The organism is Exiguobacterium sp. s101, from assembly GCF_018617835.1.
Lineage (GTDB): Bacteria > Bacillota > Bacilli > Exiguobacteriales > Exiguobacteriaceae > Exiguobacterium > Exiguobacterium marinum.
Window position 1 is genome coordinate 1 of the sequence record NZ_JACSKX010000045.1, and the last position, 237, is coordinate 237.

A 237-nucleotide genomic window follows, 5' to 3' on the forward strand; every position below is an offset into this window, starting at 1 on the left:
GAAGCGTGGTGACACGTGGAGCTGAATGATACTAATCGGTCGAGGCTTTGATCTAGTCTAATGGTTTGTGTTGATGAATCCTCAGTTTTGAGAGAACAATCTCTCTAAAATATGTTGACTTTATCGATAAATAATGTTAATATAATACTTGTCTGGTGGCGATAGCGAGACGGCCACACCCGTTCCCATGCCGAACACGGAAGTTAAGCGTCTCAGCGCCGAAAGTAGTTGGGGGAT

Annotated in this window: 1 rRNA gene; it reads left to right on the forward strand. The window is 44.3% G+C overall.

The annotated features are described in order from the left end of the window. Positions 1-151: 151 nt before the first annotated feature. Positions 152-237 (forward strand): 5S ribosomal RNA (gene rrf, locus KNO76_RS13940); the annotation flags it as partial.